This window comes from Neobacillus sp. DFD-2R, from assembly GCF_057747865.1.
Map to the genome: position 1 here is coordinate 1,599,597 of NZ_CM173228.1, position 26,944 is coordinate 1,626,540.

At 37.5% G+C, this 26,944-nt stretch carries 34 protein-coding genes; 31 read left to right on the forward strand and 3 right to left on the reverse strand.

What is annotated here, in order from left to right; translation table 11 throughout:
• The 8 genes from AC3ANV_RS07805 (at position 1) to AC3ANV_RS07840 (ending at position 4,775) form a co-directional block, all read left to right on the forward strand.
• Positions 1-504: a cytochrome c-type biogenesis protein gene (locus tag AC3ANV_RS07805; RefSeq protein ID WP_488313062.1), complete on the forward strand. Its 504-nt coding sequence runs from the start codon at positions 1-3 to the stop codon at positions 502-504.
• Positions 505-516: 12 nt separating this feature from the next.
• Complete coding sequence (locus tag AC3ANV_RS07810; RefSeq protein ID WP_488313063.1) at positions 517-891, forward strand: hypothetical protein; 375 nt, start codon at positions 517-519, stop codon at positions 889-891.
• Entirely contained in the window at positions 888-1,883 is a 996-nt protein-coding gene (locus AC3ANV_RS07815; protein WP_488313064.1) for a hypothetical protein, read from the forward strand. Before AC3ANV_RS07810 ends, AC3ANV_RS07815 begins: the two co-directional genes overlap by 4 nt.
• Before the next feature lie 23 nt (positions 1,884-1,906).
• On the forward strand, positions 1,907-2,611 hold the full coding sequence (ccmA, locus tag AC3ANV_RS07820; RefSeq protein ID WP_488313065.1) for a heme ABC exporter ATP-binding protein CcmA: 705 nt from the start codon (positions 1,907-1,909) through the stop codon (positions 2,609-2,611).
• Positions 2,612-2,613: 2 nt separating this feature from the next.
• Positions 2,614-3,288: a heme exporter protein CcmB gene (locus tag AC3ANV_RS07825; RefSeq protein ID WP_488313066.1), complete on the forward strand. Its 675-nt coding sequence runs from the start codon at positions 2,614-2,616 to the stop codon at positions 3,286-3,288.
• Between the two features lie 3 nt (positions 3,289-3,291).
• On the forward strand, positions 3,292-4,053 hold the full coding sequence (locus tag AC3ANV_RS07830; protein ID WP_488313067.1) for a cytochrome c biogenesis protein: 762 nt from the start codon (positions 3,292-3,294) through the stop codon (positions 4,051-4,053).
• 12 nt (positions 4,054-4,065) lie between these two features.
• A complete protein-coding gene (locus AC3ANV_RS07835; RefSeq protein WP_488313068.1) occupies positions 4,066-4,191 on the forward strand; it encodes a CcmD family protein in 126 nt (41 codons plus the stop codon).
• A gap of 77 nt (positions 4,192-4,268) precedes the next feature.
• Complete coding sequence (locus AC3ANV_RS07840) at positions 4,269-4,775, forward strand: TlpA family protein disulfide reductase (protein ID WP_488313069.1); 507 nt, start codon at positions 4,269-4,271, stop codon at positions 4,773-4,775.
• 59 nt (positions 4,776-4,834) lie between these two features.
• Here AC3ANV_RS07840 and AC3ANV_RS07845 read toward each other — a convergent pair whose 3' ends face one another.
• Positions 4,835-5,506: an SIMPL domain-containing protein gene (locus tag AC3ANV_RS07845; protein ID WP_488313070.1), complete on the reverse strand. Its 672-nt coding sequence runs from the start codon at positions 5,504-5,506 to the stop codon at positions 4,835-4,837.
• Between the two features lie 203 nt (positions 5,507-5,709).
• On the opposite strand from AC3ANV_RS07845, the gene spoIIIAA reads away from it, so the two are divergent.
• From spoIIIAA to spo0A, 22 genes are all read left to right on the forward strand, one after another.
• Positions 5,710-6,633 carry a stage III sporulation protein AA gene (gene spoIIIAA, locus AC3ANV_RS07850; protein ID WP_488313071.1) on the forward strand — a complete coding sequence of 308 codons (924 nt, stop codon included), beginning with the start codon at positions 5,710-5,712 and terminating at the stop codon, positions 6,631-6,633.
• On the forward strand, positions 6,634-7,149 hold the full coding sequence (gene spoIIIAB / locus AC3ANV_RS07855; protein WP_488313072.1) for a stage III sporulation protein SpoIIIAB: 516 nt from the start codon (positions 6,634-6,636) through the stop codon (positions 7,147-7,149).
• 11 nt (positions 7,150-7,160) lie between these two features.
• A complete protein-coding gene (spoIIIAC, locus tag AC3ANV_RS07860; protein ID WP_173070597.1) occupies positions 7,161-7,364 on the forward strand; it encodes a stage III sporulation protein AC in 204 nt (67 codons plus the stop codon).
• Between the two features lie 14 nt (positions 7,365-7,378).
• Positions 7,379-7,768: a stage III sporulation protein AD gene (spoIIIAD, locus tag AC3ANV_RS07865; protein ID WP_488314162.1), complete on the forward strand. Its 390-nt coding sequence runs from the start codon at positions 7,379-7,381 to the stop codon at positions 7,766-7,768.
• Positions 7,769-7,807: 39 nt separating this feature from the next.
• Complete coding sequence (gene spoIIIAE / locus AC3ANV_RS07870; protein WP_488313073.1) at positions 7,808-9,007, forward strand: stage III sporulation protein AE; 1,200 nt, start codon at positions 7,808-7,810, stop codon at positions 9,005-9,007.
• 12 nt (positions 9,008-9,019) lie between these two features.
• The gene (spoIIIAF, locus tag AC3ANV_RS07875) at positions 9,020-9,652 is read left to right on the forward strand and encodes a stage III sporulation protein AF (protein ID WP_488313074.1); all 633 of its coding nucleotides are present in this window, start codon (positions 9,020-9,022) and stop codon (positions 9,650-9,652) included.
• Positions 9,645-10,301, forward strand: coding sequence for a stage III sporulation protein AG (spoIIIAG, locus tag AC3ANV_RS07880; RefSeq protein ID WP_488313075.1), 657 nt, complete (start codon positions 9,645-9,647; stop codon positions 10,299-10,301). Before spoIIIAF ends, spoIIIAG begins: the two co-directional genes overlap by 8 nt.
• A 15-nt stretch (positions 10,302-10,316) precedes the next feature.
• Entirely contained in the window at positions 10,317-10,877 is a 561-nt protein-coding gene (locus tag AC3ANV_RS07885; RefSeq protein WP_488313076.1) for a SpoIIIAH-like family protein, read from the forward strand.
• A 257-nt stretch (positions 10,878-11,134) separates the two neighbouring features.
• Positions 11,135-11,641, forward strand: coding sequence for an acetyl-CoA carboxylase biotin carboxyl carrier protein (gene accB / locus AC3ANV_RS07890; RefSeq protein WP_488313077.1), 507 nt, complete (start codon positions 11,135-11,137; stop codon positions 11,639-11,641).
• 14 nt (positions 11,642-11,655) lie between these two features.
• Positions 11,656-13,011 (forward strand): acetyl-CoA carboxylase biotin carboxylase subunit, encoded by a 1,356-nt coding sequence (accC, locus tag AC3ANV_RS07895; RefSeq protein ID WP_488313078.1) that lies wholly within the window; start codon positions 11,656-11,658, stop codon positions 13,009-13,011.
• 18 nt (positions 13,012-13,029) lie between these two features.
• On the forward strand, positions 13,030-13,437 hold the full coding sequence (locus AC3ANV_RS07900) for an Asp23/Gls24 family envelope stress response protein (protein ID WP_488313079.1): 408 nt from the start codon (positions 13,030-13,032) through the stop codon (positions 13,435-13,437).
• A 266-nt stretch (positions 13,438-13,703) separates the two neighbouring features.
• Positions 13,704-14,102, forward strand: coding sequence for a transcription antitermination factor NusB (gene nusB / locus AC3ANV_RS07905; RefSeq protein ID WP_488313080.1), 399 nt, complete (start codon positions 13,704-13,706; stop codon positions 14,100-14,102).
• Positions 14,103-14,140: 38 nt separating this feature from the next.
• Positions 14,141-14,995, forward strand: a complete 855-nt coding sequence (gene folD / locus AC3ANV_RS07910) for a bifunctional methylenetetrahydrofolate dehydrogenase/methenyltetrahydrofolate cyclohydrolase FolD (RefSeq protein ID WP_488313081.1) — start codon at positions 14,141-14,143, stop codon at positions 14,993-14,995.
• A gap of 306 nt (positions 14,996-15,301) precedes the next feature.
• The gene (xseA, locus tag AC3ANV_RS07915) at positions 15,302-16,660 is read left to right on the forward strand and encodes an exodeoxyribonuclease VII large subunit (protein WP_488313082.1); all 1,359 of its coding nucleotides are present in this window, start codon (positions 15,302-15,304) and stop codon (positions 16,658-16,660) included.
• A complete protein-coding gene (locus tag AC3ANV_RS07920) occupies positions 16,650-16,883 on the forward strand; it encodes an exodeoxyribonuclease VII small subunit (protein ID WP_488313083.1) in 234 nt (77 codons plus the stop codon). Before xseA ends, AC3ANV_RS07920 begins: the two co-directional genes overlap by 11 nt.
• A 2-nt stretch (positions 16,884-16,885) precedes the next feature.
• Positions 16,886-17,779, forward strand: coding sequence for a polyprenyl synthetase family protein (locus AC3ANV_RS07925; RefSeq protein ID WP_488313084.1), 894 nt, complete (start codon positions 16,886-16,888; stop codon positions 17,777-17,779).
• A 195-nt stretch (positions 17,780-17,974) separates the two neighbouring features.
• Positions 17,975-19,870: a 1-deoxy-D-xylulose-5-phosphate synthase gene (dxs, locus tag AC3ANV_RS07930; protein WP_488313085.1), complete on the forward strand. Its 1,896-nt coding sequence runs from the start codon at positions 17,975-17,977 to the stop codon at positions 19,868-19,870.
• 3 nt (positions 19,871-19,873) lie between these two features.
• A complete protein-coding gene (locus AC3ANV_RS07935) occupies positions 19,874-20,713 on the forward strand; it encodes a TlyA family RNA methyltransferase (RefSeq protein WP_488313086.1) in 840 nt (279 codons plus the stop codon).
• Between the two features lie 131 nt (positions 20,714-20,844).
• Positions 20,845-21,294 (forward strand): transcriptional regulator AhrC/ArgR, encoded by a 450-nt coding sequence (ahrC, locus tag AC3ANV_RS07940; RefSeq protein ID WP_488313087.1) that lies wholly within the window; start codon positions 20,845-20,847, stop codon positions 21,292-21,294.
• 15 nt (positions 21,295-21,309) lie between these two features.
• Positions 21,310-23,040, forward strand: a complete 1,731-nt coding sequence (gene recN / locus AC3ANV_RS07945) for a DNA repair protein RecN (RefSeq protein ID WP_488313088.1) — start codon at positions 21,310-21,312, stop codon at positions 23,038-23,040.
• A gap of 147 nt (positions 23,041-23,187) precedes the next feature.
• Positions 23,188-24,486: a SpoIVB peptidase gene (gene spoIVB, locus AC3ANV_RS07950; RefSeq protein WP_488313089.1), complete on the forward strand. Its 1,299-nt coding sequence runs from the start codon at positions 23,188-23,190 to the stop codon at positions 24,484-24,486.
• Between the two features lie 291 nt (positions 24,487-24,777).
• Positions 24,778-25,569 carry a sporulation transcription factor Spo0A gene (spo0A, locus tag AC3ANV_RS07955; RefSeq protein ID WP_488313090.1) on the forward strand — a complete coding sequence of 264 codons (792 nt, stop codon included), beginning with the start codon at positions 24,778-24,780 and terminating at the stop codon, positions 25,567-25,569.
• An 82-nt stretch (positions 25,570-25,651) separates the two neighbouring features.
• Here spo0A and AC3ANV_RS07960 read toward each other — a convergent pair whose 3' ends face one another.
• Complete coding sequence (locus AC3ANV_RS07960) at positions 25,652-25,789, reverse strand: YycC family protein (RefSeq protein ID WP_488313091.1); 138 nt, start codon at positions 25,787-25,789, stop codon at positions 25,652-25,654.
• Positions 25,790-25,831: 42 nt separating this feature from the next.
• On the opposite strand from AC3ANV_RS07960, the gene AC3ANV_RS07965 reads away from it, so the two are divergent.
• The gene (locus tag AC3ANV_RS07965; RefSeq protein ID WP_488313092.1) at positions 25,832-26,560 is read left to right on the forward strand and encodes a glycerophosphodiester phosphodiesterase; all 729 of its coding nucleotides are present in this window, start codon (positions 25,832-25,834) and stop codon (positions 26,558-26,560) included.
• Between the two features lie 37 nt (positions 26,561-26,597).
• Here the strand turns inward: AC3ANV_RS07965 and AC3ANV_RS07970 are convergent, their stop codons facing one another.
• Positions 26,598-26,870, reverse strand: coding sequence for a DUF2627 domain-containing protein (locus AC3ANV_RS07970; RefSeq protein WP_488313093.1), 273 nt, complete (start codon positions 26,868-26,870; stop codon positions 26,598-26,600).
• Positions 26,871-26,944 lie beyond the last annotated feature (74 nt).

Consider the following 26,944-nt stretch of genomic DNA (forward strand, 5'->3'; position numbering starts at 1 on the left):
GTGAAGAGTAAATTTTATTTTGGGCTGCTCATGATCGCGTTTATTTTTCAAGCTTCATTCTTTTCGGTAGAAGCTAAGCAAATTGACTATAAATCTGCGGAATTCAAAGCAGTTGCTTCTCAATTTAATTGTACATGCGGATGTGGACAGGATCATTACGAATGTGATCCTAATACATGCAGCCTGACGAAGTCTTTTAAACAGGACCTGGTTTCGATGATGAATAAGGGCTGGGATAAGAACAAAATTCGCGATTACTACGTCAATATTTATGGGGAAGAGATTTTGACAGCTCCTGAAAAAAGCGGATTTAGCTTAACGGCATGGGTTCTGCCATTTGTAGTATTAGGACTTGCAGCTGCTTCGTTGTTCTTTGTCATTCGTAAATGGGTAAAGAAGAAAGGAATAGATGAAATTACGCTGGACGATGAAATCTCCAAGGATGTGGTAGAAGGCGAAATCCTTTCTTCCATGATTGATGAAGAACGTAAAAAGTATCTTTAGGATGTGAACAAAATGCATGATATTTCAATTATTTCAATGATTTTTACAGCTGTTCTTGCGCTCTTGTGCCTATTTCTTATCCTGATACCTTTTTTTAAGTGGGATTCGTATTTAAATTTTAGTAGTAAGGGTCAAGATTTAGTTGGGACTAAAGAGGCTCTCTTGACAACTCTTAATGAATTAGAGTTCGAGTACAAAATGGATAAAATATCATCTGCAGACTATAAAAATCTTAAGAAACAATATGAGTCGCAAGTGGCGCTCATGATGAAGGAAGATGAGCAGATGGGAGATGCTCATGTTGATAAAGATTTATTGGCTGATGTGGAACGGGAAATTGAAGAGCAAATGCGTGAGCTTTTAAAGAAAAAGGGGGAAGGAAAGTGATCAGGAAAATCATCCTTCTTTTCCTTGGACTGATGTTGCTAATCCCGATAAACGAATCAGCAGCTTCTAATTCAAAGGTTACAATTGATATGAACTACCTGGTTGTTACCACAGCAGAGGATGGTTCAACCAATATTTCGACCATGGCGGACTATACGAATACAGGTTCAGAAGAATATAAAGGCGACGGAAATGACGAAGGTGTTTTAAAGGTATCCCTGCCTGCTGATGCTACAAACCTTTCTATTTTAGATAGTAAGATTGCGTTTAAAAAGACAGATACAGGGTTTATTACAACCGAGCCTATTCCGGGAAATAAAAGCGTTGGCTTGCAATACAGCTATAGAATATCAATGGGGAAAGTTATTAATCTCAAATTCGATTATCCTGTCCAAATTATGCAGGTGCTCGTTCCGGATGGAATGGGGAGTGTAGAGTTTAAGGGAGTAGAATCTTCCAATCAAGGACTCTATAATTTTGACAACAAAAATTATTGGGAGTATAGCGTCGAAGGTATTCATGTAAACAAACCCTTTACTCTTGAGTATAACAAAGACAAACTGCCCGCAGCTGAAAATACGAAAAAAACAGATACAACAAGCGATAGTGCAAAGAGTGGATCTGTTACAAGGTCAGCACCGGCTTTCCATAACCCCGGACATATACGGATGTGGGAACAATCACCATTGCACAGCTTCAATCCACATATCTTCTTGATTGTCTTGTTAGCTATGATTATTTCCGGAATTTCTTATTATGCTTACTTTAGAAGGAAAGCAAAATTGGAAGAAGAAAGAATTGAAGCAGACAAAGATGAAAAAGCGTTTAAGCTTCTTATAGCAAAACAAAAAGCGATTATGGATAAAATCATCGAGTTGGAAGAGACACTGGGTAATGGTGAATTGACGGAAAATGAATATCATGCAAAGCTCGATGCTTATAAACACCATCTAGTGCAAGTGAAATTGAAATTAAGGAAATTTATCGAATAAAGCCGGGAAGGGAGGGACTGCAGATGATTGAAATAAAAAGGCTTATTAAACAAGCAGACAATAAGTTAATTTTACGTGGTATCGACCTCTCAATTAAAAAAGGAGAAACGGTAGCCATTCTAGGGCCAAACGGTGCAGGAAAAAGCACTCTTTTGAAGGTGCTTGCAAGCCTTATTAAGCCCACATCCGGTCTAGTTAAGATTAATGGTATGGATTTAAAAAAAGAGCACCTAAAAATAAAAAAAAAATTAGGTTATTTACCCCATTCCAGCTTACTGTATGATCATTATTCTCCATTAGAAAACCTTGTTTTCTTTGGAAATGTATATGGAATTACTAATGTTGAAAAAAGAGCAGTTGAGCTTGTTAAAGAAGTAGGCTTATCCTTCTTTTTAAATGAACCCGTAAAGAATTTTTCACGCGGAATGATTCAAAGAATCGCCATTGCGCGCGCCATAATTCATGAACCGGAGGTTTTGTTATTAGATGAACCTCATACAGGATTGGATCAAGGCGCGATTGCAATTTTAAACAATGTAATCCTTACCATGAAGGAAAAAGGCACAACGACCTTAATGGTTACCCATGATTTCAAACAAGCGGCTGAAATCTGTGACCGAATCATTATTGTGAAAAATGGAAAGATTGTTGATGATTTTAATATTGAAGACCGTGATTTAGGTTATGTTTCTGAAAAATATCAGTTACAAACGGAGGGAGTATCATAACAATGCTTAGAACAGCCCTCTTACTGGCCAAGAAAGATTTATTATCAGAACTTAAAACGAAACAAATTTTAGTAACGATGATTATTTTTGCCGGGCTGGTTATATTGGTGTTCAGTTTTGCCTTTGATCCTGCTAACAATACCACAAGAGCAGTTATACCTGGGGTAATTTGGGTCATCATTGTATTCTCGGGTATTTTAGGGCTTAATCGCTCATTTATATCGGAGCAACGAAATGAAACGATGCAAGGATTATTGGTAGCGCCTATGGATGCATCCAGCATCTTTTTAGGTAAGTTTATGGCCAATTTCGCAATGATATTAATAGTAGAAATTGTTTCAATACCGTTTTTATTCTTATTATTTAATTTCCAAGTTCTTGGCGGTATTCAGTATTTCATTTTAGTACTATTTATCGGGAGCTTTGGCTTTATCGGGATCGGTACGTTTTTAGCAGCCCTGGCCGCTAATTCTAAAAGCAGTGAAATGCTTCTTCCGTTACTACTATTTCCGATCACAAGCCCTATCTTAATTGGAGTTGTCCAGGCGACCAGGATCATTTTAACGAATATAGAAAAATTATCAAGTGCATTGGCGTGGGTTCAATTGGTCACTGCCTATGATGTGATCTTTTTTGTTCTTTGTTTTTTATTAATTGAATATGTGCTGGAGGTTTAGGAGATGAGTATGAATCTCGAACGAGAGCAAGCTGCGTTACCTATTTTGGAATCCGAACAAACAAATGCTCCAAGACAAACAAAAATATTGTTTGGTGCGACCGTAGTCGCCATAATGGCGGCTATTTACCTAATCTTTATGTATGCACACATTGAGAAAACGATGGGTGTTGTCCAAAAAATCTTTTATATTCATGTCAGCTCTGCATGGTGTGCATTTTTAGCATTCTTTGTAACATTTATCTACAGTATTTTATATCTAGTAAATCGGAAAAGAATTTTTGACACCTATGCTTTTGTGTCTGCAGAAATAGGTGTAGTCTTTACTACTATTGTATTAACAACAGGTCCTATCTGGGCGAAATCCTCCTGGAATACATGGTGGGTATGGGAACCGCGGTTAATTACGACTCTTATCCTTTGGTTCATCTATATGGCTTATATTATGATTCGTCAGATGGATGGAGTTTGGGATAAAAAGGCAAGACTTGCAGCTGTATTTGGAATTCTCGGTTTTGCTGACGTTCCAATTGTATTCTTTGCCATTCGTTGGTGGCAAACTAAATTCCATCCAATCGTATTTGGTAAAGGTGTTTCTCAGACAGGCGGCGGAATTGAAGGGAACATGATGGTTGCCCTGTTAGCGACCATTGTTGCATTAACGCTACTATATACTTATTTCCTTCAAAAAGGAGTTTCTTTTGAAAATATGAGAATTAAAGTAGATCAGTATAAAGAAAAACTGCGCGAAAGCTTGGAAAAATAGGGGGAGATTATAATGGGATTCGTTTATGGAGCTTATTCAGTTGCTTGGTTAGTGATTTTTGGCTATCTATTAATCATTGGAAAGCGTCATACAAAGCTAAAAAAGGAAATTGAATTCTTAAAACAACTGGAAAAATAAACAATCGAAATAGGCCTGTTTATTATTAAAAGGTCTTGTTACTGGTCTTGTTACTTCATGTGTCAGGAGGTACTACGATGAATTTACGAGTTGTTAGATTACTCGTGTTAGTTCTATTGGTCGGAATGTTTAGTTTTTTTGCCTACAGTTTAGTTAGTAAGGCTAAACATACGGATGTTGGTGATAAAGCTTATAATTTTAAACTCCCAAACCTGGACGGCAGCAATACAAAGCTCTCGGATTTTAAAGGCCAAGTGGTTGTGATAAATTATTATGCAACCTGGTGTGCACCATGTAAGGATGAAGCACCTGAGCTGGAGTCATTTGGAAAAGATTACGGAGATAAATACAAGCTAATTATGATCAACAGAGGTGAAACGAAGGATCGGGTAAAACAATTCCTTAAGAAGTATAATACTCCTGCAACTTATTTATTTGATTATAATGCCAAAGTTTCAAAATTGTTTAATGTTACCGGGCAGCCGGAAACCTTTGTTGTTGATAAGCAAGGTGTAATTAGAGTGCATTATAATGGACCGCTTACTGAAATGCAGCTATATAATTATGCAAAAAAATATGAATAAATAAATGTATAGAAAAAGGATTGAGCCCGGCATAAATGGTTCAATCCTTTTTCTATAGGTTAAAAGGCTGCTCTATAATGAAACTCTGCAGTAACACTTGCTTTGACGAGAATCTGCCCTGGCTCAAATTGAGTCGAGCTAATCCCTTTGACGAATGTTCCGGGTTGATGATAAATGGGTTGAACGTTATAGCCCCCTTCCATAACCAAAGTTGGAGTTGGAATTAACGTGACGTTTAGCGTTTTTGCGATTGTTTTTGCTTTTTCAATTGCATTATTTAATGAGAGTGCTAATGCCTGTTGGTAAAAGGTATCTTTGTTTTTAGCTGTAAATTGAACATTTGCGACATAGTTTACTCCGTTCTGAACCGCTGTATCAACGATTTTTCCAATCATTGATAGATCTTCTATTTTAACTTGCAAAATATGGGTTACTTTATACCCTCTAAAAATTTGTTTCCCTTGTTCAAAATCATAATCTGATTCAATTCGGTAATCAAATGTTTGCAAATGATCTTTTGCTATCCCCAGTGATAAAAGAGAATTAATCACCTTTGTCACTTCAAGAGAATTCTGTTGCTGTGCTGAAATCAGTTCTTTTTTCTCCGAAATCACCCCAAGGTTTACTGAAGCGGAGTCAGGTTTAATCGCTAATTCCGCTTCACCACTTACTTTGATTAATTGACCCTTACGAGGCTGTCCATTTGGGCTGTGCGGCTGGAATCCATACACTTTTCATTTCTCCCTCCATACATCTTTCTTAATATAGAATACGGCTCTATTGGAAGAAATGTTCTTAAATATTAGTTCTATTAATAATAAAAAAATAGAATAAATACATATTTTGAAAGAGTTGAAGGAATTGAAAGTCATATTGTGTCAAGATAGGCATACATTTTAAATAATGAGACAAGCAACAACAAGGAGGAAGCTTTGTGGAAACCATTTTAAACTTTTTGCCCAAAAATATTGCCGCCCTAATCGAACAAATCCCTCCTAATCAAAAAGATGAGTTAGAAGAAATTCGAATACGGATTAATCGACCGATTGAGATAACGTTAAAGGGGGCTCCCAGGTTCTTATCTTATATTATTCAACCTGAGGATGCTTTCAATTTAATGAATAAAATAAGCCATTTCTCCATTTATACTCTTGAGGAAGAACTCAAGCAAGGGTTTATCACCGTTTCCGGAGGTCATCGGATTGGGCTTGCAGGCAAGGTCATTCTTGAGGCGGGCAAGGTCAAAGCAATTCGGGATGTTTCTTCTTTTAATATCCGTATTGCCAGAGAAAAGGTTGGAATTGCCGAACCAATTATCCCATTTGTTTTTAAAGGCATTTGGCTGCATACAATGGTGATCGGACCGCCGCAAACGGGGAAAACAACACTTTTGCGTGATCTCGCAAGAATCATTTCAACGGGGAACATGAAAAACGGGATACAGGCAAGTAAAGTCGGCATTGTGGATGAGCGTTCTGAAATTGCAGGATGTGTAAATGGTGTACCTCAATTAACCTTTGGACATCGGCTGGATGTACTTGATGCATGCCCTAAGGCGGAGGGGATGATGATGATGATTCGCTCAATGAGCCCTGATGTTTTGATTGTCGATGAAATTGGCCGAAAAGAAGATGCTGAAGCAATACAAGAGGCTGTACATGCAGGAATTAAGCTCATAATGACTACACATGGGACCAGCTTTGAGGAAATAAGGAATAGACCTTCTTTAAAAGAAATTCTAGACCAACAAATTTTTGAGCGATTTGTTGTTTTAAGCAGGAAAGCAGGACCTGGAACCATCACACGGATTTTGGATGAAAATGGTAAAGAAATGAATCATAAAGTGAGTGTGACATAAATGATTAAGATTATAGGTGCCATATTTATTATTGTCGCAACCACTTGGACAGGCTTTGAGGCATCACGGCACTTAAGTGAACGGCCAAGACAACTTAGACAGTTAAGATCAGCCTTACAATCACTTGAAGCTGAAATCATGTATGGACATACTCCGTTACATGAAGCGGCAAGAAGGTTAGCAGCCCAGCTTTCAAAGCCCCTTTCATGGTTTTTTGAAGCCTTTGCCAAGAAATTAACCGATTCAGAAACAACAGTAAAAGATGCCTGGGAAAATAGTTTAAAAGAGGTTTGGAAGTTAACAGCTTTAAAGCAAGGAGAATTTGAAATCATGAAACAATTTGGAGAAACCCTTGGCCGGCATGATCGCTTTTCCCAACAAAAACAAATCATGCTGACTTTAACTCATCTTGAAAGAGAAGAAGCCGACGCTATTGATCGACAGGCAAAGTACGAAAAAATGGTAAAGAGTCTCGGGTTCCTATCAGGTTTGTTATTGATCATTTTATTATTTTAGGGGGAAATTGAATGGGCTTAGATGTGGATATTATATTTAAAATAGCCGGGGTGGGAATTGTAGTGGCGTTTTTGCATACGGTCCTTGATCAGGTCGGGAAAAAAGAATACGCACAATGGGTCACATTATTTGGGTTTATTTATATATTGTTTCAAGTTGCCTCAATTGTTGATGATCTCTTCCAAAAAATAAAATCAGTATTCTTGTTTCAATAAAGGGGGGCTCTGCCATTGAAATCATTAAAGTAGTCGGTTTGGCACTTATTGGCACCTTTCTCGCGCTAATTGTTAAGGAGCAAAAACCAAATATTGCTTTTCTCTTGATTGTTTTTGTTGGCTGTACCATCTTTCTTTTTTTAGTAGATAAAATTTCTGAAATTATTAATATGCTGGAAAAATTAGCTGTGAATGCAAATGTGAATATGGTCTATGTCGAAACCATTCTTAAAATAATTGGAATTGCCTATATTGCTGAATTTGCCGCACAAATTACAAAGGATGCAGGGCAGGGGGCGATTGCTTCAAAAATCGAATTGGCAGGTAAAATACTGATACTCGCCATGGCCATACCTATTTTAACCGTTATGATTGAAACCATCATCAAATTGATTCCAAACTAAAAACAGATAACCTTTTTTAAGAAGAGGTGGAGAAAAGAAATGAAGCACAGGCTGCAGATTATTCCTATTATTATTCTCTTATTCTTTTTTTTTAATATTCCAATGGTACAAGCTGCTGAAAATACTAAGGACTCCTCTTCGCCTCTGTCACCGCAGCAATTGGTAGATGCCCAGCTTAAAACAATGGATTTAACTGATTTAAAGCAATTTTGGGCTGATGTCAATAATAAGTATGGGGGTTACCTTCCTGAGAGCCAAAAGGGAAGCTTGTATGACTTTATCAAGGGAGAGAAAAAGTTTTCTTTAAAAGAGTGGGGACAAGGGATATTAAAATTTGCTTTTCAGGAGTTTGTTGCAAATGGGAAATTGCTTGGCTCGCTGATTATGTTAACGATTTTCAGTATGTTCCTTCAATCTATGCAAAATGCGTTTGAAAAAAGCACGATTAGTAAGGTTGCCTATTCAATCGTCTATATGGTACTGGTGATAATTGCTCTTAATAGTTTCCATGTGGCTATAAGTTATACAAATGAAGCGATTGGGTCGATGATATCATTCGTGCTCGCACTTATTCCGCTTTTGCTCGCTTTAATTGCAGCTTCCGGCGGACTGGTCTCAGCAGCTTTCTTCCACCCGGTAATTTTATTTCTAATGAATATAAGCGGTTTATTTATGCAGTATATTATTTTGCCTCTCCTTTTCTTAGCTGCACTGCTCAGCATTGTAAGTACCATGTCAGAACAATATAAAGTGACCCAGCTGGCACAGCTCCTGAGAAACTGGAGTATCGGGTTAATGGGGCTTTTTCTAACAGTATTCCTGGGTGTCATTTCGGTCCAGGGGGCGTCAGCTGCCGTAACGGATGGTGTAACCATAAGGACAGCTAAATTCATTACCGGTAATTTCATCCCGGTTATTGGAAGGGTATTTACGGACGCGACAGATACGGTCGTTAGTGCATCTGCCCTTTTAAAAAATACAGTCGGTATTGCAGGGGTGGCGATCCTTTTAATCATAGTGGCTTTTCCGGCGATAAAAATATTAATGATTGCCTTTATTTATAAATTTGCAGCCGCTATCCTGCAGCCATTAGGCGGCGGCCCGGTTATTACGTGTTTGGATATTATAAGCAAGAGTGTCATTTATGTATTTGCAGCACTTGGAATCGTGTCGCTGATGTTTTTTCTAAGTATAACCGTGATTGTTGCCGCAGGAAATTTGACAATGATGATGCGATAGGGGTGAGAGAAAATGGATTTTTTGAAAGAGTGGGTAACAAATATTATCCTTTTTATTCTGCTTGCAACTGTCATTGATATGCTCCTTCCAAATACAAGTATGCAAAAATATACGAAAATGGTTACTGGCTTACTTTTGATAGCTATTATTCTCACCCCAATTTATAAATTAATATCTAAGGATTTTGAATCGACACTGGCTTCTATCCCTTCTTTTCAAGCACCGGGCGAAAAAAACATGAAAAATTCAATAGATTTAAAGAAAAAAGAAATACAAGCCTCCCAACATGCATATATTTTAGAACAAATGGCTGTCCAGCTGAAAAAGAGTGCTGAGGAGGAGTTGATGAAAAAATACGGATTACAAATAGCGAAAATAGATATTTCTACTAACGAAAAAAGTGACCAAGCATTCCCTGATAACCTCCAAAAGGTTTCGGTTCTTTTGAAACAACCGGATAATAAAGTGAAAGCAGTAGAAGCAATAAAACCAATCGTCATTAACACAGATACACCTCCTCCATCACAAGCATCAACAACAGAAAAAACGGAAAAAATCGCAGCATTTCTATCGGGAAAATGGAATGTAACAGAGAAAACAGTTGAAGTCTCGATTGAAGGGGGGATAGACAAGAAAAATGGATAAAAACCAAGGGCCTATTTCATGGTTAAAAAAATTATTAATAAAGGAAAACAAACCCGATAAAAAAACAGGAAAATATCACTACTTGATTCTTGTGCTGTGCATTGGGGCTGCCTGCATGCTCGTGGGAAATATGCTCTTTAAAACAGATTCAACTGCTTCTGTTATACCAACCTTAAAAAACCAACAAGCTAATTCCAGTGATGTACCGGCATTTGGAATGAAAAATAACTCTAGTAATAAGACAATTGCTGATTATGAACAAGAATATGAGAACCAGCTTAAGAAAGCAATTGAGGATATGTTGGGTGTTAACAATGTAACAGTAGTTGTTAACATTGATTCAACCGATAAACAAGTTCTTGAAAAAAATAAGAATACTAAATCGCAAACAACGGAGGAAACAGACCAAAGTGGTGGACATCGTAAAGTACAAGACTCTTCTTCAGATGAACAGGTGGTTATTACCCGTAGTGGTGATAAAGAGGTTCCTATTGTATTAGAAACAAAAAAACCCGAAATTCGAGGTGTATTGATTGTTGCTAAAGGTGCTGAAAATATACAGGTTAAACAGATGATTGTTGAAGCGGTAACAAGGGCTTTAGATGTACCAAGTTATAAAGTTGCCGTTACGCCTATGTTTAAAAAATAGAAGGGGGATTATATAATGCTATTGAAAAAACAAACAGTATGGTTATTAACAATGTTAAGTTTAGTAGTTGTATTATCGGTTTATTACATTACTTCTCCGGAGCAAAAAAGTAATGATTTAGCAGCAGTTAAACAAAATGCCAAAGATCAAATAGATCAGCAGCAAACCAAGTCAAAAACGGTTGCCAAGGATGGAAAAACAACGGTTTCTCAAGTAGCCGGTGATGATGAGTTTACAGCCCTTCGTATGAAACTTGAAGATCAGCGCAGTGAACAGAAAGCGGATTTAACTGCAATTGTAGCATCTACTGACATTCCTGCAGATCAACGAAGCAAAGCAATGGATCAAATGCAAAAATTAAGTCAAACGGCCCAAAAAGAAGAAATTCTTGAAACCTTGATTAAAACAATGGGCTATGAAGATGCACTTGTAAGAGCAGATGGAGAACAAGTAAGAGTCACAGTAAAATCTAAGAAACAGCCAACGCCATCAGCAGCCAATGAAATTATTCAAAAGGTCAAAAAAGAAATTGGTGAAACCAATTACGTTGCAGTTGAATTTCAGCCTTCCAAATAATAAGCTTATAAATGAAAGTGGAAAAAAGGAAAGCTCAGCTTTCCTTTTTTTGTTTAATGGCTGATAAAACTGGAGAAAATAAACATTTGAGAGTGAATTGAAAGCTTCAAAATTCACATTTTATACAAAAACTATTAAGATAAAAGAAGAAGCCCAATCAAAAAATGCTTGCGATTTATAGGATTGAACTTTTACAATGTATTATCGTATAGTATTAGTAGCTAGTCACAATTAAGTAGTACAAGGAGTGTTACTCAATGTTAAAAGTACAAGAAATTCGCGAATTGATAAAATTAGTTGACCAGTCCAGTATCGATGAATTTGTATACGAAAACGAAGGTTCAAAAATTAAAATGAAGAAGAATGCTATTTCAACTGTGACAGCTTTCCAACCGGCTGCAGTGGAGGTAGTTCCTGCTGTACAAACAGTTCCGGTACAAGCTAGCGCACCTGTTACGCAGGTGCAGGAAACAAAACAGGAAGTAGCAAAAGTAGAAACTAATAATCAGGTAGATACAGCTAATTTACACAAAATTACTTCTCCAATGGTTGGGACCTTCTATGCTTCACCAACTCCGGATACTGATGTGTATGTAAAAGCAGGCTCTCAAGTATCAAAGGATTCAATCGTTTGTATTGTTGAAGCAATGAAATTATTTAATGAAATTGAAGCAGAAGTAAATGGTGAAATTGTTGAAGTACTTGTTAAAAATGGACAATTAGTAGAATACGGGCAGCCTTTATTTTTAGTAAAGCCTGAATAAGGAGCGATAACAGGATGATAAAAAAACTGTTAATTGCAAACAGAGGAGAAATTGCAGTCAGGATTATTCGAGCTTGCAGGGAAATGGGCATTGAATCTGTTGCCGTATTTTCCGAGGCTGATCGTGAAGCCCTGCATGTACAGCTTGCGGATGAGGCATATTGCATTGGACCTACTTCATCAAAAGACAGTTATTTAAATTTCACAAATATTATAAGTGTTGCTATACTGACAGCCTGCGATGCCATACACCCCGGTTATGGTTTCCTCGCAGAGAACGCTGACTTCGCAGAGCTTTGCCGTGAATGTAATATTACATTTGTTGGTCCAAGTCCTGAAGCAATCACAAAAATGGGGACAAAGGACATCGCTAGAGAAACGATGCGTGAAGCAGGCGTTCCTATCGTACCGGGATCTACGGGAATCATTAATGATATTGATGAGGCATTAGAATTAGCAGGTAAAATTCAGTACCCGGTCATTATCAAAGCAACGGCAGGCGGAGGAGGCAAAGGAATCCGTGTTGCTAAAAATGAACAGGAATTAATAAAAGGAATCAATATAACACAGCAGGAAGCATTAACGGCATTTGGAAATCCCGGTGTATACATAGAGAAGTATATTGAGGATTTCCGACATGTTGAAATTCAGGTGCTTGCGGACTCCTATGGAAACACGATCCATTTAGGGGAGCGCGATTGCTCCATTCAACGCAGACTTCAGAAGCTTCTTGAAGAAACACCTTCACCGGCCTTAGATGGGGAAATTCGTGAAGAAATGGGAAATGCTGCCGTAAAAGCAGCAAAAGCAGTTGATTATTCAGGTGCTGGCACGGTAGAATTTATATATGACTACCGAAATCGTAAATTTTATTTTATGGAAATGAACACGCGGATTCAGGTGGAGCATCCTGTAACTGAATTGGTCACTGGTATTGACCTTGTTAAAGAGCAAATTCGTGTTGCTTCCGGTGAAAGATTAACGCTAAATCAAAAGGATGTTACGTTTACAGGATGGGCAATTGAGTGTAGAATCAATGCTGAAAATCCAGAAAAGAACTTCATGCCATCAGCAGGAAAGATTCATATGTATTTGCCGCCAGGTGGATTAGGAGTACGAATCGATTCTGCAGCATATCCGGGATATATAATTCCGCCTTACTATGATTCCATGATTGCGAAAGTCATCACATACGGCAATAGCAGAGAAGAAGCAATATCAAGAATGAAGCGTGCACTAAGTGAATTTGTTATCGAAGGCATTCATACAACCATTCCGTTTCATTTGAAACTGCTGGAACATGAAAAATTCGTTGAAGGACAATTCAATACGAAGTTTCTTGAATTGCATGATGTGATGAAGTCTATTTAAAATCTGGAGGTGTTCTTTATGAGCGAGTACAGTGTCTTGGAAATGGATCAAGGAAATAATGGTCTTGGAAAAGTAGAAATTGCCCCGGAAGTTATTGAAGTAATTGCCGGTATTGCAGCGTCCGAAGTGGAAGGTGTAGCGGGCATGCGCGGTAATTTTGCAACTGGTGTGGTGGAACGATTAGGGAAAAAGAACCATGGTAAGGGCGTTAAAGTAGAATTAACAGAGTCAGGAATTAAAGTTGATGTATACTGCTTAATGAAATTCGGTGTCTCTATTCCAAGTGTTGCAGGAAGAATACAGGATAACATTCGTCAAGCATTGCTCAATATGACAGCATTGGATGCTGAAGAAGTGAACATACACGTGGTGGGCATACAATTTGAAAATCAGAAACATGAACCGGAAATTGAACAAGAACTATAAAATGTAAAAACCAAAGGATGTATCTCCTTTGGTTTTCTTATTTCCTTATAATAAAATAGTAACTTAACAAGAAAAAAATATCGTTTGTACAGTGCGAATCATTTTTAGTTATGCTATTATCTTTTTATGTGCAAAACAATAAGACTACTTTAAAATTTTCCGTCAAATCCGGAATTAAACGTAAGTTTATACTCGACAAATGCCCATCATCATGTACGAAAAATAGACAAAATTAATTTATTATCTCTAAAGGAGTTAACGGTATAATGAAAAGAAGAACCGCAAGGGAAAAAGCGTTACAGGCACTTTTTCAAATCGATGTTAGTAATACCGAACCATCTTCAGCAATTGAACATGTTCTAGAAGGAGAGGCAGGCGACGAATATCTAACAATGCTCGTTACAGGAGTAGTCGAACAAAAAAATGATATTGATCTGCTGATTAAAGAAAATCTTGAAAAATGGTCAATTGATCGTTTGGCAACCGTTGATAGAAACTTGCTAAGAATAGCTGTTTATGAATTAAAATTCGCGCAAAATGATGTTCCGGAAAATGTTATTTTAGATGAAGCTATTGAAATAGCTAAAATATACGGCGACGACCAATCCAGCCGGTTTATAAATGGTGTTCTTTCAAAGATAAAACAAAAACTTATTAATGATTAATTAACTTATAATATCTTTTATCAATAGGAGGAAGCGAAATGTCTGCGATCATAATTGATGGTAAAAAAATAGCGGCTAAAAAAAGACTTGAAATTGCTCAAGATGTTCAAAAATTAAAGGATACAGGTGTTACCCCCGGCTTAGCCGTTATACTGGTTGGAAATAACCAAGCATCAAGAACCTATGTAAACAGTAAAGAAAAGACTTGCCGTGAACTTGGAATGAATTCCATATTAATTGAATATCCAGAGACGGTTTCGGAAGAAGAACTGCTTGGGAAAATCGAAGAACTGAATGGAGATCGAAATATCCATGGGATTTTAGTTCAACTTCCGATCCCAAAACATATTGATGAGACAAAAGTAATTGAAACAATTTCCCCATTAAAAGATGTTGATGGCTTTCATCCAATTAATATTGGAAGAATGATGACGGGGCAGGATGCATTTTTACCATGTACTCCTTATGGTGTTATGGTGCTTTTGGAAGAATCAGGAATTTCAATCGAGGGTAAAAATGTGGTTATAGTTGGGAGAAGCAATATTGTCGGCAAGCCTTCAGGACAATTATTTCTTAATCAAAATGCAACCGTAACATATTGTCATTCAAAAACACAGGATTTAAAGGTACATACTGCCCAAGCGGATATTATTGTTGCTGCCGTAGGGATAGCGAATTTTATTAAAGCTGATCATATAAAACCCGGTGCTGTCGTTATTGATGTGGGAATAAATCGAAATGAAGCAGGTAAACTTTGTGGTGACGTTGATTACCAAGAAGTGAGTGAGAAAGCAGGCTATATAACTCCGGTTCCCGGAGGGGTAGGTCCAATGACCATAACGATGCTTATGTACAATACTTTAAAATCGGCCAAGAATGGTGCATGCTTGTAAATTATTTTTTATCTTATGTAAGTTGGAAATTGTCCTTATCTCTTATTGTTATTTAAGTCCTTTCCCGTGGATGGCGGACAAAAAAAGGAACTAAATATATAATGGATAAGGACAGTTTTTATTGTTTTGTCCTATCATAAAAAGTTAATGTTATGAACTTTGAGGGGTGTCTAGCTTCAGCGCCTTGGGGCTCGAGGTCATAAGCCAATCCGGCAAGAAGGTTAAAGAGCAACCTTCTAGCCGGCTCGTCTTATGCTTGTCACCCCTGGGCAAGGCGCTTCCGCTTTTCTATAGAGGAGTATTTTTATGCAGGAGCAAAGGTATTTATCAATAAACGCACTAACAAAGTATATAAAAAGAAAATTTGATGCGGATCCTCATTTGCATAATATTCATGTAAGAGGGGAAATTTCGAATTTTAAACAGCACTCAAGCGGGCATATGTATTTTACCTTAAAGGATGAAAAAGCACGGATTCTTGCCGTGATGTTTTCCAGCCAATCAAGGTCTATGAAATTTTCGCCTGAAAATGGGATGAAGGTAATAGTTAAGGGTGATATCACAGTTTACGAACCGGGCGGTCAATATCAAATTTACATAAAAGAAATGCAGCCTGACGGAATTGGAGAATTATTTTTAGCTTACGAGCAATTGAAACAAAGGCTGGAATTGGAAGGATTATTTGCCCCTGAAAATAAAAAGCTTATTCCACTATATCCTAAAACCGTGGGTGTTATAACCTCTCCAACCGGAGCTGCCATTAGAGATATTATTACAACCATTAAAAGGCGATTTCCGATTGTCAATATTCTTGTTTTCCCTGCACTGGTACAAGGCGATAATGCTGCACAATCGATTGCCGGGGCGATTGAAAAAGCCAATCAGATGACAGGTATCGATGTGTTAATTGTCGGACGCGGGGGAGGCTCGATTGAAGAGCTTTGGGCATTCAACGAAGAACTGGTTGCTAGAGCTATTTTTAACTCAAACATTCCTATAATCTCAGCGGTCGGCCATGAAACAGATTTTACAATTGCTGATTTTGTTGCAGATTTGCGTGCTCCAACTCCTACCGGCGCGGCTGAACTTGCTGTGCCGCATATTGAGGAATTAATGGAGAGAGTGTTACAGCGCAAAACCCGTTTGCTTCGGGCAATGAACGAAAAGTTTCGCTTTGATAAAGAGCGTTTAAATCGTGCTAAAAAATCATATGCTTTTCGATATCCTCATCGTCTTTATGAACAGAAGCTTGAACAAGTCGATAAATTAACGGAACTGCTCGTACGTGGTGCTTCAAGGCTTACATTGCTGAAAAGGGGACAGCAGGAAAACCTAAATAAAAGGCTATTACGGAATCATCCTAGTGAAGCTTTAGGTGAAGCAAAAAATCGCTTTGTGAGGTCACAAAAAGATATTCATCGTGTGATGAAGCAAATCCTTTTAAAGAAACAAACGGAATTTGACTCGTGTCTTTCAACCTTACAGGCCTTGAGTCCTTTAAAAATTATGGAACGCGGGTATAGTCTTGTGTACAAAGATGAAAACCGGCTAGTAAAAAGTATTAAACAAATAAAAATGAATGAATCGGTACAAATTCAATTAACCGATGGAAACCTTTTCTGTAAAGTGGAAACAATAAAGGAGAATGAAAAGGATGGAAACTGAAAAAAATTTAACATTTGAAGATGCAATGAATAAGCTTGAACAAATTGTGGATAGGCTGGAAGAAGGAGATGTCCCATTAGAGGAAGCAATCGCTTTCTATAAAGAAGGGATGGAACTTTCCAAGATTTGTCATAATAAATTAAAAAGTGTTGAAAATCAACTAACACAAATCATTACAGAGGATGGACGAACGGAAAGTTTTTCAATTGAAGAGGAGGAATAGACTTGGAAACCGGGTTGCTGAATGCGTTTGCCCACGAATATAAACTGCTGCTTGAAGCAGAGCTTCGGACTCTGGTGGATAAGCTTAATGCTCCTCCTGTGATTAAAGATGCGATGCACTATTCCCTTGGAGCAGGTGGAAAACGGATTCGTCCGTTATTGTTATTTGCGACTTTGGATGCATTTGGGATCGATCCTAAGAGAGGATTACTTGCTGCATCAGCCATTGAGATGATCCATACTTATTCTTTAATCCACGATGACCTTCCAAGTATGGATGACGATGACCTGAGAAGAGGAAGGCCGACCAATCACAAAGTGTTTGGTGAAGCAGTTGCCATCCTTGCCGGGGATGCTTTATTAACCTATAGCTTTGAAGTAATGGGGAAAATTCCGAACGAATATGCTTCATCTGAAACAAAACTAAGACTTGTTATTGAGCTGGCAAAAGCAGCCGGAACGGAAGGAATGGTTGGGGGTCAAGTTGCTGATATGGAAGGTGAAGAAAAGACACTTTCACTTGAAGAGCTTGAGTATATACATATTCATAAAACAGGAAAGCTTTTAGGATATAGTGTATTAGCAGGGGCAATGATTGCTGAAGCAAGCCAAAAACAACTTGAAGACCTATCGGCATTTGCACACCATCTAGGTCTCGCTTTTCAAATACAGGATGATATTCTTGATTTGGAAGGAAATCAAGACTTAATTGGTAAGCCTGTTGGAAGTGATGCTGTAAATCATAAAAGTACCTATCCGCAATTGTTATCAATGGAAGGTGCAAAAAAAGCTTTACGTAATCAAATAAACTTATCCAAAAGTTATTTAAATCATTCAGGCTTAAATACCAACCTGCTGATGGAAATAACCGATTTAGTTGCATCGAGAGACCACTAAATATCGGCATTTGAGGCTTTTTTCTAAATGTGTTATAATAGTTTTCAATGAGAAAACGTTGTCAATGCCGTTATCACTTTCGTGTTAGCGGCTATTTTTTAATAATCAAACTGATGTTAGCTTCTTCCAAACACATCAGATTCTTAATTGTTACAAAATGTAGATAGAAAAAGTATGAAAGTGAGTGGTCCAAAAATGGATCTGTTATCAATAAAAGACCCGTCCTTTTTAAAAGGGATGTCAAATAAAGAATTGGAGGTTTTAAGTCAAGAGATACGCCGATTCTTGATTGAAAAGCTGTCTGTTACCGGAGGCCATATTGGACCGAATTTAGGAGTAGTCGAATTAACAATTGCTTTACATAAATGTTTTGAAAGCCCTAAGGATAAAATTATTTGGGATGTCGGACATCAGTCGTATGTCCATAAAATCTTAACCGGTAGAGCCTGTGATTTTGATACATTGCGCCAATTTAAAGGCTTATGCGGATTCCCAAAACGTATTGAAAGCACACATGATGTATGGGAAACAGGGCATAGTTCAACCTCTCTATCAGCTGCAATGGGAATGGCTATTGCCAGGGATTTGAAAAAAGAGAAATCATTTGTCGTTCCTGTAATTGGCGATGGAGCTTTAACAGGCGGGATGGCATTAGAAGCATTGAATCACATAGGCCACGAGAAAAAAGATATGATCGTTATACTCAATGATAACGAAATGTCCATTGCACCAAATGTGGGCGCCTTGCACAATATTCTTGGTCAGTTACGAACTGCAGGAAAATATCAGTGGGTAAAAGATGAGTTAGAAATACTATTAAAGAAAGTTCCTGCAGTTGGAGGAGTGCTGGCTGCCACTGCAGAGAGGATAAAAGATAGTCTTAAATATTTACTAGTATCCGGGATGTTTTTTGAAGAATTGGGCTTTACTTATTTAGGGCCAATTGATGGACATAATTTTGAAGATTTATTCGATAATTTAAGCTATGCTAAAAAAACACCCGGTCCTGTACTCCTTCATGTTATCACAAAGAAGGGTAAAGGATACTCTCCTGCGGAAACCGACAAAACAGGTACATGGCACGGAACCGGCCCATATAAAATGGATACAGGTACGTTCGTAAAGCCGGCTAAAACTCCACCGCCGGCATGGAGCAGCCTTGTTAGTGAAACAGTACGAAAGCTTGCGAGAGATGATGACCGTATTGTGGCGATTACGCCTGCGATGCCGGTCGGTTCTAAACTTGAAGGCTTTGCAAGTGAATTTCCTGAGCGAATGTATGATGTCGGTATTGCCGAACAACATGCCGCTACAGTGGCAGCCGGTTTGGCAACTCAAAATATGAAGCCATTTTTAGCAATCTACTCAACATTTTTACAACGTGCCTATGACCAGGTGGTACATGATATTTGCCGCCAAAATCTAAATGTTTTTATCGGAATTGACCGGGCAGGGTTAGTAGGTGCAGACGGTGAGACTCACCAAGGTGTATTCGATATTGCCTTTTTAAGGCATGTGCCAAATATAGTTATCATGATGCCTAAGGATGAAAATGAAGGGCAGCACATGGTTAATACAGCTTTAAATTATGATGAAGGTCCAATTGCCATGAGATTTCCGCGCGGTAATGGAATTGGCGTTCCATTGGATGCAGAGCTTCATAAAATCCCAATTGGAACATGGGAAATTATCAGGGATGGTGAAGATGCTGCTATTTTAACCTTTGGAACAACGATTCCAATGGCTATGGAAGCTGCTCTGATTCTTGAAAAGCAAGGCATATCCGTTAAAGTGATTAATGCACGCTTCATTAAGCCTTTAGATGAAAAAATGCTTACAACTCTTTTTGCAAAAAACATTCCATTATTAACGATTGAGGAAGCAGTATTGCATGGCGGGTTTGGAAGTTCAGTACTTGAATTTGCTCATGATAATGGGTACTACAGCACGGTAATTGACAGAATAGGAATTCCTGACAAATTTATAGAGCATGGAGATGTCGGATCCTTACTTGAAGAGATAGGTTTAACGACTCAAGAAGCAGTCAAAAGACTTACTATACTTGCACGGAAAAAACAACAAAGGGCCTAATACATGAAGAATAAAGAACGATTAGATGTTTTACTAGTTGAAAGAGGTTTAGCAGAAACACGCGAAAAAGCTAAAAGAGCAGTTATGGCCGGTCTTGTTTATACAAATGAAGAACGGCTGGATAAACCCGGAGAAAAAGTAAAATCGGATATACCCCTCTCAATAAAGGGAAACATCCTTCCATATGTAAGCCGTGGGGGATTAAAGCTTGAGAAAGCACTAAAAGTTTTTGATGTTACTATAAAGGATAAGGTGTTACTTGATATCGGGGCCTCGACAGGCGGATTTACTGATTGTGCCCTGCAAAATGGTGCGAAAATGTCTTATGCCTTAGATGTAGGCTATAATCAACTTGCATGGAAACTTCGTCAGGATGAACGGGTTGTTGTAATGGAAAGGACTAATTTCCGCTATGTTACTCCTTCTGATTTAATCCGGGAAATGCCGAATTTTGCAAGCATTGATGTATCTTTTATCTCGTTAACCCTAATTCTGCCTGTTTTAAAGACACTTCTAGTACCCGGAAGTGATATCATTGCACTTGTGAAGCCGCAATTTGAGGCCGGAAGAGAGCAGGTTGGTAAAAAGGGAATTGTCAGGGATGAAAAAGTACATTTACAGGTATTAAATAAAATTATTGATTTTTCCATTCATCAAGGATATTATGTGAAAAATTTGTCCTATTCGCCAATCACCGGCGGAGATGGAAACATTGAATTCCTTCTTCACCTAAAATGGGAAAACCTTCAGGAAACAGGGGTAAATGAATTGCCCGTCACCCCTTTGGACGTTGTAATGGAATCCCACCAAGAATTTAAAACGAAACAAAAGACAGAAGGATAGGCCAGTGCTTATCCTTTTATTGTTCACAGAGAAGAATATGTACATCTTTGTTAAAATCGGCTAACATAGGTGTAGAAGCGACATTTTAGTACAAAATACATAGTGGTTTTGAATGTTTATGGGGTGAAAAAATGAATAAAGGTCAACGGCATATTAAAATACGGGAAATTATTACTAATAATGATATTGAAACTCAAGATGAGTTAGTAGATGAGTTAAAAAATGCAGGGTATAATGTAACACAGGCTACTGTTTCCCGTGACATTAAAGAATTGCATCTAGTAAAAGTGCCTTTAATTGATGGCAGGTACAAATACAGTTTGCCTGCAGATCAAAGATTTAATCCATTACAAAAGCTAAAGAGATCGTTAATGGATGCCTTCGTTCGAATTGATTCCGCAGGGCATCTGCTTGTTATGAAATGTTTACCGGGAAATGCAATGGCGATTGGTGCCCTAATAGATAATCTTGATTGGGATGAAATTTTAGGAACCATCTGTGGTGATGATACACTATTGATCATTTGCAGAACACAGGAAGATACAGAAACCATCACAAACCGATTCCTTGATATGCTTTAACTGGGGGAATGTTTTTTGTTATCCGAACTATCGATAAAAAATTTCGCCATTATTGAAGCCCTTTCCATTTCTTTTGAGAAGGGTTTAACGGTATTAACCGGAGAAACCGGAGCAGGAAAATCGATTATTATTGACGCAATTCATTTATTGGTCGGCGGGAGAGGATCGTCTGAATTTGTCCGTCATGGCGAAGAAAAAGCTGAAATTGAAGGTTTATTTCAAATTGACGATCCTAATCACCCTTGCTTTGGAAGAGCATTGGAATTTGGGATTGAAATTGAAGAAGGTATGGTCGTATTACGGCGTGATATTTCAAAAACAGGAAAAAGTGTTTGCAGAATTAATGGAAAGCTAGTGACAATTTCAACTCTTCGTGAATTTGGTTCGACACTGGTTGATATACATGGTCAACATGAGCATCAAGAATTAATGGATGAGTCGAAGCATTTAATGCTCCTGGACCAATTTGGCTTTGAGGAAATTTCCTTTTCCCAAGAAGAATACTTAGAAGTTTTCCATCGTTATGATCAAACCTTATACAAGCTTAAATCTCTAAGTGAGAACGAGCAACAAACTGCTCATCGCCTTGATTTAATTCAGTTTCAACTTGATGAAATCCAAAAAGCAAATTTAAAACCCAATGAAGATGAAGAGCTTTTTGAGGAAAAAAGAAAGCTTGGGAATTTTGAAAGGGTATTTGAAGCCCTTCAATCAAGCTATACAGCCTTAAATGGAGAACAAAAAGGGTTAGACTGGATCAGCATGGTAATGGGTCACCTTGAAGATGCAGCATCGCTTGATACTGCATATAAAGGTCTATTTGAGTCCGTTTCGAATAGTTATTATCAATTGGAGGATGCTGTGCATTCCTTGAGAAATGAATTAGACGTATTGGAATATGATCCACAACGATTAAATGAAATTGAAGAAAGATTAAATGAAATTAACCAATTAAAACGAAAATACGGCAAAACCATTGATGAAATTTTGATATATGCAGCTAAAATTGAAGAAGAAATTGAAACATTGCAAAATAAAGAAACACATATTAATGACTTGGAAAAAGAATTAGCTTCGATAAAAAAAGATTTAGTCCTTGAAGCGAAGCAATTAACTGAACTGCGTAAAAAATGGGCGGAAAAACTAACAAGATTAATACATAAAGAATTAAAAGAATTGTATATGGCTAAAACTGTTTTTGAAATTCGAATTGAGTCAGATTTGCAGCATTTCACAAAAAATGGGGTAGATCAAATTGAATTTTATATATCAACCAACCCTGGAGAACCGTTAAAGCCATTGTCAAAAGTTGCATCTGGAGGAGAATTATCCAGAATTATGTTGGCATTAAAAAGTATCTTTTCTAAACATCAAGGTGTCACTTCGATTATTTTCGATGAAGTTGATACGGGTGTAAGTGGAAGAGTTGCCCAAGCAATTGCCGAAAAAATCTATAAAGTGGCCAGAGGTTCACAGGTTTTATGTATTTCCCATTTGCCTCAAGTAGCTGCTATGGCAGATACTCATTTGTTCATTTCCAAGGTCACAAAAGCAGGAAGAACAAAAACCTCCGTCTCTCCATTAAAGGTGGAAGAAAAGATTAAAGAAATAGGCAGAATGATTTCAGGTGTCGAAATTACTGACCTTACAAAAAAACATGCAGAGGAATTATTGTACTTAGCTGCAGAAAATAAGAAAAGAGGAAGCGTCCGTTTAGTACCGGAGCTAGACAGTAATCACATTTAAAAGCTAAAATTTCTATATTTTTTATAAAAATTGAAATGCTATCCATTCTGGGTAGCTTTTTTATATCAGTGCAAGTTATAAATGACTGTGAAGGAGGCAAAATTATAGATGTAGCCATTTCAATGTAGTGAACTAGAAGCGAGGAGAGTGAAAAGTTTGAAGATAGAAATCATAAGAAAGATCATTGGTGGAATTCTCCTTGTTTCATTAATCAGTCTTATTTTTTTACAGCCTATACAACAATATCTTGATATACCAAAGACGATAACCGTCTTCGAAGGTGAAGATTTTACATTTCCAAAGGCTGCCCCGGTATCAGCCACTTTAGTTTCTCACAATTCGAGTATTGCACTTGGACAAAACACTCATTCAGTATCTGTGAAGGCAAAGGAAAAGGGCAATAATGAAATGCTGTTAGAATTTGCAGGAATTCCCGTAAAAAAAGTCGATGTTTCTGTCTTAAAGGATTTCCGTGTTATTCCAGGAGGACAATCAATCGGTGTTAAATTAAATACTGTTGGTGTCTTGGTCGTTGGTCACCATTTAGTTAATACAGATGATGGGAAAAAGTCACCCGGTGAAATTGCCGGAATAAAAATTGGAGATATTATAACTGAAATAAATGGAACTAAGATTGAAAAAATGACAGATGTAGCACCTTTTGTACAAAATGCAGGACAAAACGGTAAAGCATTAAATATGGTCATTAGCAGAGAAAGTGGAAAATTTACTACAAAACTTACCCCTTTAAAAGATACAGGGGAAAACACGTATAAACTTGGATTATATATTAGAGACTCGGCTGCAGGAATTGGGACAATGACCTTTGTCCACCCAGGGTCGAAAAAATATGGTGCTTTAGGGCATGTAATTTCAGATATGGATACTAAAAAGCCAATTGTTGTAGAAGATGGTCAAATTGTTCGCTCTACAGTAACATCAATTGAAAAAGGCAGTAACGGAGATCCGGGTGAAAAGCTGGCACGCTTCTCCTCTGATCGTGAAATTGTCGGAAATATCCAAAAAAATAGTCCGTTTGGAATCTTTGGTGAGATGAATAAAGATTTAAAAAACGGGATAATGGATAAGCCAATACCAATAGCATTATCCCATCAGGTAAAAGAAGGGCCGGCAAAGATTTTAACAGTGGTTAATGATGATCGGGTAGAAGCATTTAATATTGAAATTGTCAGTACGATCCCGCAAAAATTTCCAGCCACAAAAGGCATTGTTATTAAAGTCACTGATCCAAAGCTCCTTGAAAAAACAGGAGGTATTGTTCAAGGAATGAGCGGAAGCCCAATTATTCAGGATGGGAAGCTCGTAGGAGCAGTAACACATGTCTTTGTTAATGATCCGACCTCCGGGTACGGAGTGCACATTGAATGGATGTTAAATGAAGCGGGAATTAATATATATGATAAACCGAAGGATAAAGCTAGCTGATTTAAAATGAGGATGACCTTTGAGTCATCCTTTTTCAATTCACAAAGATTATTCGACAAATTTCAACCATATTTTGGGATTTACGCGATTTTCGTCGAAAATAAGAGGAAAATAAAGAAAAGATGAGATTTTATCACTAATTTAAGAAATAATAAAAAAATGAGAGGAATTTTTGTTGCATTGTCGAATTTCTAATTTAGAATAGAAATTAGAGTATAAAAATCACAGAATGAAAATCACATAACGAATATAGACCAGAGACCATAATTGGATTTGAGGAGGAAAATGGAGTTGAAAAAAATAAAAGTTTGTGTCGTTGATGACAATAGGGAACTTGTAGGATTATTAGAGGACTATATTTCGTCCCAAGATGATATGGAAGTTGCCGGTATAGCCCATAATGGTCAAGAATGTTTAGATATGTTAGCATCGGTTGATCCGGATGTACTTGTTTTAGATATTATTATGCCGCATCTCGATGGTTTAGCAGTGCTTGAGCGGCTTAGAGAACTAAAAAAAGGAACATTTCCGAATGTGATTATGCTTACTGCTTTCGGGCAGGAGGATGTTACTAAAAAAGCAGTTGAGCTTGGAGCATCCTATTTTATTCTAAAACCATTTGATATGGAAAATCTCGGTAACCATATTCGTCAAGTCAGCGGCAAAAGCAGTCCTGTTACGCGAAAACTTCCTTCAACAACCTATCGTCCGCAAGCAGAACAAAAGCCCAAAAATCTTGATGCCAGTATTACGAGCATTATTCATGAAATCGGGGTCCCGGCACATATTAAAGGCTATTTATACTTAAGAGAAGCTATCTCGATGGTTTACAACGATATTGAACTTTTAGGTTCTATTACAAAAGTGCTGTATCCTGACATTGCAAAAAAATATAATACCACTGCAAGCCGTGTAGAACGTGCTATCCGTCATGCCATTGAAGTTGCATGGAGTCGCGGCAATATCGATTCTATTTCATCATTGTTCGGTTACACTGTTAGTATGTCAAAAGCTAAGCCAACAAACAGTGAATTCATCGCCATGGTTGCTGATAAGCTTCGCTTAGAGCATAAAGCTTCATGAAAAGCTTAAAAAACACAATTACTCTGTTTTGGAACAGGGTAATTGTGTTTTTTTTTGCATATGATAGGAGATGAAGTTATCGTTATTTCTTCTCTTTTTCAAGCTCCATTAACTTTTGAATAAGAATATGCTGCGGCATATGCATAAGTTGTTCTATCGGCAGATTTAATTTTTCGGAAAGCTTTATAGCGGTTTCGGCTGATAATTGTAATGGTTTCATACAAATTCCTCCATTTTTTTATTTTATTTAGGAAGTGAGAACATGACACAAATTTTTGCTCACCGCGGATATTCCGCATCTTTTGCCGAAAATACGATGGGAGCTTTTGTTGAAGCAGAAAAAGCAGGAGCGGACGGAATTGAACTTGACGTTCAATTAACAAAAGACGGTGAAATTGTTGTGATACACGATGAAACAGTCGATCGGACAACAAGTGGCACAGGATTTGTAAAAGATTTTTTATTTAAAGATCTTTTAAAGCTAAATGCCAATAAAAAAGGTGTAAAGAAGGAACCTATTCCAACTTTAAAAGAAGTGCTGGAGTGGTTAAAAACAAATAAGTTAATTTGTAATATTGAGTTGAAAAATGGCCTGATTCCGTACAAAGGAATGGAAGGAAAAGTCATACAGCTCGTTCGTACCTTTGGTTTAAGTAATCGGATTATTCTCTCCTCTTTTAATCATTACAGTATTGTCTATAGTTATCGGTTAGCACCTGAAATTGAAACGGCTCCGCTTTTCATAGAAGGGCTCTACATGCCCTGGATTTATGCACAATCAATAAGGGCGAAAGGTATCCATCCCAATCACTCAGCAGTTAGTGACGAAGTAATTATAGACACAATGGAAAATGGTATAGCTGTTAGACCTTATACAGTCAATAAAGATGCAGATATGCATCGGCTCTTTAAAATTAACTGCACATCATTCATTACTGATGATCCGGTTAAAGCAATACGAATAAGAAAACAATACGAAAAGAGACCGTAAACTGACGGCCTCTTATTTTTTTCCAAAAAGCGTTTCATTAGCTTCGCCTTTGCCTTCCGCCAGTTGATGCGTTTTCTTTATCCTGAAACCGAGCCTGAACCTTATTTCTCTTTCGGTCACGATGCAAAATAAATCCTGCTACAAACCCCAGCCCGCAAATAAAAAAGATTAGTCCGGACAAAAATTGTAACCAAAGAAAAGAGAATGGTGCTTGAAGAATACCGAACGTCATATCACGCATTAATTTAATGCCTAGAGCAGCTAAAAAACCCGGTATTAATAGTATGATTAGGGCAATGATACGCTTCATAATTAAATCCTTCCGACTTGTATTGTGAAGAAAAAAATTACCTCTCACGAAGAAAATAATAGTACATAGATAAA